Source organism: Campylobacter sp. CNRCH_2014_2849 (assembly GCF_025772845.1).
Classification (GTDB): domain Bacteria; phylum Campylobacterota; class Campylobacteria; order Campylobacterales; family Campylobacteraceae; genus Campylobacter_D; species Campylobacter_D lari_D.
Genome location: NZ_JAKMSW010000010.1, coordinates 37,702 through 44,680, shown reverse-complemented (window position 1 = coordinate 44,680; position 6,979 = coordinate 37,702). Strand labels below are relative to the sequence as shown.

General features: G+C 29.4%; 5 protein-coding genes. All 5 read right to left on the bottom strand.

Annotated features, from left to right (window positions below; translation table 11 throughout):
* Nucleotides 1-110: 110 nt before the first annotated feature.
* On the bottom strand, nt 111-2,219 hold the full coding sequence (locus L8X33_RS07305; RefSeq protein WP_263666825.1) for a polyribonucleotide nucleotidyltransferase: 2,109 nt from the start codon (nt 2,217-2,219) through the stop codon (nt 111-113).
* A gap of 135 nt (nt 2,220-2,354) precedes the next feature.
* Nucleotides 2,355-3,014 carry a phosphoribosyltransferase gene (locus L8X33_RS07300; protein ID WP_133319883.1) on the bottom strand — a complete coding sequence of 220 codons (660 nt, stop codon included), beginning with the start codon at nt 3,012-3,014 and terminating at the stop codon, nt 2,355-2,357.
* Nucleotides 3,011-5,047, bottom strand: coding sequence for an LPS-assembly protein LptD (locus tag L8X33_RS07295; RefSeq protein WP_263670364.1), 2,037 nt, complete (start codon nt 5,045-5,047; stop codon nt 3,011-3,013). The genes L8X33_RS07300 and L8X33_RS07295 overlap by 4 nt, the downstream gene beginning before the upstream one ends.
* Nucleotides 5,037-5,495, bottom strand: coding sequence for an RDD family protein (locus tag L8X33_RS07290; protein ID WP_133319881.1), 459 nt, complete (start codon nt 5,493-5,495; stop codon nt 5,037-5,039). Before L8X33_RS07290 ends, L8X33_RS07295 begins: the two co-directional genes overlap by 11 nt.
* Nucleotides 5,492-6,742, bottom strand: coding sequence for a phosphoribosylamine--glycine ligase (gene purD, locus L8X33_RS07285; RefSeq protein WP_263660749.1), 1,251 nt, complete (start codon nt 6,740-6,742; stop codon nt 5,492-5,494). Before purD ends, L8X33_RS07290 begins: the two co-directional genes overlap by 4 nt.
* Between the last annotated feature and the right edge of the window lie 237 nt (nt 6,743-6,979).

Below are 6,979 nucleotides of genomic sequence, written 5' to 3'. Positions count from 1 at the left end.
CTGAGCTAACGAGACAATCAAAAAATGAAATTATGCCAAAAGAATATTTTTTTGTCAAGATCTAAAATAAAAATTTAAGCATATTCTTAAATATGCTTAAATTTAAACGATTAAGCTAAGTCCAATGACACTTTTCCATTTTTAATTTCTGCCACCTTAACCTTAACCTCGTTACCAATTTCTAACTTTTCCTTGAATTTAGAATTATGCAATAAACCATCTACGCCATCTCTAAGTTCTACAAAAACTCCAAATTCTACAACTTTTTGAACTTTTCCTATAAATTCTTCTCCGATATCAAATTTAGGCACTTCTTTTCTATCGCGCTTTTTATTAGAACCTTTAGAATGAACTAAATTTAATATATATTCTTTGCTTTGAGAAATAAAATCATGATTAATTCCTGCTATTTTAACCTCACCTTTATCTCTATCTAAGTCAATATTAACTTCAAATTTTTCTATAATCTCTTTTATAGTTTTACCACCTTGGCCAATAATATCAGGGATTTTACTTGGATCTACATTAAAAATTTCAATCTTTGGTAAAATTGTTTCATTAACAACTATGTTTTGATTAGCCTCTTCCATTAATTGTAAAATGTGCTCCCTAGCTTCTTTTGCTTGATATAAAGCCTCTTTTAAAACTTGTTGCTCTATACCGCCAAGTTTTATATCCATCTGCAAAGCAGTGATTCCCTCGTAACTCCCTGCTACTTTAAAATCCATATCTCCATCATGATCCTCAAGACCCATAATATCTGTTAAAATAGCATATTTTTCATCTTCAAAAACAAGTCCCATTGCCACACCTGCCACTAGTTTTTCACTTTTTACCCCTGCGGCTCTTAAAGCCAAAGCACCACCACAAACAGTAGCCATGGAACTAGAACCGTTGCTTTCTAAAATTTCAGACACTAAACGAATAGTATGAATATAATCCGTATCAATACTAGGATGTAAAGCTCTTTTTGCTAAATTTCCATGCCCTAACTCTCTTCTACCTGGAGCTTTTATAGGAGTAGCCTCACCTACAGAAAAACCTGGAAAATTATAATTTACCATAAATTTTTCGCATATTGGATTTTTCTCTGTTAACAAATCTGACATTTGCGCATCATTATCACTTCCCAAAGTAGCTATAACTAAAGCTTGAGTTTGTCCTCTAGTAAAAAGACACGATCCATGTGCATTTGGCAGAATATTTGTCTCTATATCTATCTTTCTAACATCTTTAAAACCTCTACCATCTGCCCTTTTATTTTCATTAAGAATTTGACTTCTAACAAGCTCTCTTTTGCACAAATATAAAGCTTTCTCAATATCTTCAATTTTCCATTCATTTTCAATAGCACTAGCTTCATTTTCAATCTCTTTTGCTATTTGTGAGATTTCACTTGCTCTTTCACTTTTCGCCATTTGGTTAATTGCAATTTTAAGCTTTGAGATATAAGAATTTTTAATAAAATCAACAATTTTACCACCATCTGTTTCTATTTTAAATTCAAGTTTGGAATTTTTTCTATAAGCAGCAAAAACTCTTTCATATTCATTAGAGCCACGCAAAATCGCATTACCTGCAAATTCCAAAGCCTTTAAAACATCATCCTCATTAAGCTCATTCATATAATGTTGACCATTTTGTTTGTTTGCTAAAGCTCTCATTTCTATCATTAAAAGCTCATCTTTAACACCCGCCACATAAAGGTCTAAGGTGCTATTTTTTAATTCACTATTGCTTGGATTTAAAACAAATTCATTATTCATACGACCTATTCTTACACCACAAACTGGCGCTTTTATAGGAATATCACTTAAATATAAAGCAATGCTTGCGGCATTTAAACTCATCACTTGCAGATCTACTTCAGGATCAGCAGAAAGAACCATTACTACAATTTGAGTTGGATAGGCATAGCCTTTTGGGAAAAGAGGTCTTAAACTTCTATCTATAATCCTTGCACTTAAAGTTTCATTATCACCTGGTTTAGTTTCTCTTTTTACATAACCACCTGGAATTCTTCCTGCTGCATAAGCTTTTTCTATATATTGTACCGTAAGAGGTAAAAAATCCTCTTCTACCATTTTTTCTTCTCTAGCAACAGTTGCCAAAACTACAGCATTTTTTTCTTGCATTAAAACTGCACCTGCTGCTTGTTTTGCAACCTTATTAGTCTCAAATATTTCAAGATGATTATTAATATTTATTTCATGTCGCATGATTTTTCCTTTAATATTTTCATCATAGGCAAAAACCAAATAAGCTTTTTAAATTTTAAAAATTAAAACTTAAAAAGCCTGTTTTTGTTTTGCCTATAAATTTATATCTAAACAACCGATTGTTTAGATATAAATTTATCTCTTTAATGGAAGATAATATTTACTTTCTTCTAAAATATCTAAAATTTCATGAGCTTGCAAAATCGTTTTATTTTTAAAATAAAACTCAATATTCACAAAATGATCAATTTTTTGCACACAATAAACCTCATCTACAAAAACACCGATATATTCATATACATCACTTGGCATTAAAGCAGTAGCATAAACAATACTATTTACTTCTTCTTTTAACAAACTTTTAATACATGAAGAAGCAGTAATTCCACTTTCGCAACCTTCATGCAATATTAAAATATTTCTCCCTTTTAAATCCTTTAAAAGATTTCCTTTTCTATAACGATACACATTTTTTAAAATTTTTTCTTCGTAGGTTCTATTGGCTTCACCATAAATATAATCTAAACTTATATCAAAAGCTTTAACTAAAGCCTCATTATAAACCAACTCCTTTGTTTCACTAATCATAGCTATTTGACATTCATCATTATTAGGAGCTTTAATTTGTTCTGTAAATAAAAAATCATATGGAATTTCTAATTTTTGTGCTAGTGCATCAACAAAAACTATCGATTTTAAAGAAGGTGTAATAATAATATAATCTTTTAGTTTGTTTAATGGTAATATATCATATAATTTCTCAAGTGCATCTTTTTCATCTTCAAAAAATATCATATCGACCTTTCATTTTCCTCTAAAGAAAAATCATAAGATACCCCGCCTAATGGATAAAAATTAAACATAAAATATACACCACTTTGATCTTTAGCACTAATACCACCACTTGTAAGTTTAGGTGAAATATCTTTGCGATACATCAAAGAATAATTCCAACATTTTCTTTGATAAGTATAACCTATTTCCCATTTTTCAGGATCTTTGTTCAAATCAAACCACAATCCGCCAAAAATTTGATAATTAGTATTTATATCATATTGGGCTTTAGTTCCTATAAAATTATATTTTTCATTTTCATACATTCTATAAGCATGGTTTAAACTAATCTTCCATTCACCATAATCAAACAAAGCTTCACTAAAAACCTTATCAAAACGATTATCAACTCCAGAATATTCAGCTTCATTTCTTAAACTTATATAATCATTGTAAAAATATTCTACAACATTATCAAAAGCACCAAAGCTACCTTCTTTAGTAAAGTATTTAACCTTCAAGTTATGATATAATTTTTTTTTGCCTAAAGTATTATAAAAATACTGATACATTGAAAAATTAAGTTGCTCAGGATCATTTTTTAACTCTACAAAATCTTCAGTGATTTCACCCGATTTAGCTCCAGGTAGAAAATAATTAACCCCTAAATATAGAGTATGATAAAAATTTTCATATGGCTTTGAAAGATCTGTATATAAAGAAAAATTATGAGAATTTCTAAATAAATGTTCTTGATTTTTAACATCTGTATTAGAATAATCTACAAAATTTGCATATATCCTTTCTGTGAACGCAAAATTTAAAAAATCATCAAAAAAACTCGTATGATAAATTAAAGGTAAATCAAAATCTAAAGTTTTAGCATAAATACCCGTATGTCTATAATACCTATGAAAAGAAGCATCCAAGCTATATTGTATATAATTATCAAAAAATCCATTTAAATATCTATGATATTGAAAAGATGGATATTCTTGTAAAGTATCTTTATTGCTAATTTTAGAAGTGTCTATATAATACTTTGCATAAGCACCATAATAATTATCATCATCTGATAAAAAATAATTTATTTTAGAAGTAACTAAAGAAGCTTCGGTTTTTGCGCTAGAACTTAAATTCATATAATCAACATCATTTAAATAAGTAGCATCAACCCATAAACCCTCTTGAAATTCTTCACCTAAAAGACTTTTAAATAAAGATTCATTTGAATATTTAACCTCTAAACCATAGTGTTCTTTATTTTTTAAATTTTCTTCTCTTTTATAACTTGATTTTTCACCAAAAATACCACCGCTAATTTCACCTTGAGAATAAGGGGTATCAATAAATCTTAAAGTTGAGTATAAGCCATAACCTCTTTTTGTTCTAATCTGAGGTTCAAATTGAATGTCCACATTATCATCAATAACATAATAAATTGGCTGATTATAATATAGCCCCTCACTTTGTTTTAAAACTACTTGGGGAATTAACAATCCGCTTTTTCTTTTAGTGTCTACACTAAAACCAAAATAAGGTAAATACATTACCGGAACATTTTTTACATATAATCTTGCATTATAAAGATGTAAAAAATTACTCTCTTTGTTTAATTTGCCTTCATCAAAACGAATTTCCCAATCAGGATTTTCAACATTACAACTAGATACAACAGACTTTTTACTCATTACAAATTTGTCATCAATTTTAGCTTGATGACATTGTAGCCAAACCTCCAAATCATTATTTGAAAAAAATAAATTTTTAAAAGCTGTAGTGTTATCTTTTAAGTTAATCTTCGTATAAGTAGAATTAGTTCTTTCTTTTTGCCCCCTTAAGATATTAACATCTCCAAAAAGCTCCAAATCTTTTGTTGTTTCATTAAATTTAGCCTCGCTTGCAGTTATCAAATAAAAATCAGATACCACAACTACATTAATTTTTGCCTCTATGATATCATTTTTTTTGACAACATCCAAAGCATAAATATCTACTTTGGAAGCATATAAACTTCCTATGCAAGCCAAAGAAAGTAATATTTTACGCAAGATCTATCACCACTGTTTTGGCCGCATAATCATGCCAAGTTTTTAAAACGATATTACTTAAAGCCCAAGCAAAACCCAAACCATACAACATATCACTAATTTGCCTTACACCTGCTCTTAAAGCACTTTGAATGAAATTTGGTTTATCTAATAAGTTTTGATCAATAACCATAATCTTCAAAAGCATTTTTCCTAAAGTTGCGCCATATAAATATGTAAATAAACTATGATATGTAAATTGCAAAATTAAAGTTCCACCAGCAAAACGTATTAAAAGATTGTGAATTTCATCATAAGTTTGCATAGAACTAATCTTATCAAATAAAATAATACTCACAATAGCTAAAATCACAAAACTATCAACAATATAAGCTAAAAATCTTTTTTTAAAACTTGCTATTTTTAGCTCTTCTTTTTCTAGTTTGTCAAATAATTCTTGATTTGCACTCATTTAAGAACCTGAAAAGCAATATCTTTTCTATGTTGTTTTCCTTTAAAATGAACATTATCACAAAGCATATAAGCGTTTTTTTGCGCTTCTTCAATACTTTTTCCAATTCCTACACAAACTAATACACGACCACCACTAGCATATAGTTTGTTATTTTCTAAAATTACTCCAGCATAAGAAATATGAGAATTTTGCGGAATTTCTCCTATATCAATTAATGCTTTTGGAGAATCTTTATAAGGATAGTTTTTACTTGCACAAACCACACCTACTGCAAATTCATCTTTGATTTTTATACGAGTATTTGCAAGATTTTTATTCACACATGCTAAAAATAAATCCAAAGGATTTTCTATCAAAGGCATCAAAACTTCACACTCAGGATCACCAAAACGCACATTGTATTCTAAAACATAAGGTTTATTATTTACAACCATCAAACCTATAAACAATACTCCAACAAATTCAGCACCCTCTTCTTTCATACCTTTAAGAGTTGGTACTACTATATCTTTTTTTACTTGCTCTAATAAATTTTCACTTGCTAAAATACTTGGAGCATATGCACCCATTCCTCCTGTGTTTGGTCCCTTATCATTATCCAGTAATCTTTTATGATCTTGTGCAGCAGGTAACAATATAAAATCATCTCCATCACAAACTGCAAATACACTTAATTCAAATCCGTTGAGATATTCTTCTATAACAACAATCTTACCAGCTTCACCAAAACTCTCTCCGCTAAGCATATTTTTAGTAGCCTCTAAAGCTTCTTCATGGCTTTGAGCAATAATCACACCTTTGCCCGCACACAAACCATCTGCTTTTACCACTATAGGAGGAGTTAAACTCATAATAAATTTCTTAGCTTTCTCATAATCTGTTGTATTTAAAAATTTAGCTGTTTTAATTTTATATTTTTTTAAAAAACTCTTCATATAAGATTTTGAAGCTTCAAGCATAGCAGCAGCTTTAGTAGGACCAAAAATAGCAATATTATTTTCTTTAAAAAGATCTACTATACCCTCTGCTAGAAAATTTTCACTTCCAACTATGCAAAGATCAATCTCAGATGCCTTTGCATAAGCTGTAATAACCTTAGGATCTTTCATATTAAGATTTGTTCCTATTTTAGCGGTAGCACCATTTCCTGGTGCAAAATAAAATTCCAAATTATCATTTGTTTTTTGAAGAGCCAAAGCGATAGAATATTCCCTAGCACCGCTTCCTAATATTAAAATTTTCATTATTTTCCTTAAAATATCAAAACCCAAATGGCCGGAGTATAAGTGTCTGACCCTCAAAAAGTCAAAGTATGCCATTAGGTGATTTTTAAAGGCTGCAGCTTCTCGCTTTTTTCAAAACTCAAACGAAGTCACAGAACACGGTAAATCACACATCACAGCTTATAATTAATGTGTTGGATCCTCTTTAATACCATATCGAACCATTTAGGCATTCTAATTATAACTAAGAAAACTTAA

Excerpts from the sequence above, each read along its gene's own strand:
- L8X33_RS07300 (WP_133319883.1), bottom strand. The coding sequence starts at position 3,014 with ATGATATTTTTTGAAGATGAAAAAGATGCACTTGAGAAATTATATGAT.
- L8X33_RS07305 (WP_263666825.1), bottom strand. The coding sequence starts at position 2,219 with ATGCGACATGAAATAAATATTAATAATCATCTTGAAATATTTGAGACT.
- purD (WP_263660749.1), bottom strand. The coding sequence starts at position 6,742 with ATGAAAATTTTAATATTAGGAAGCGGTGCTAGGGAATATTCTATCGCT.
- L8X33_RS07290 (WP_133319881.1), bottom strand. The coding sequence starts at position 5,495 with ATGAGTGCAAATCAAGAATTATTTGACAAACTAGAAAAAGAAGAGCTA.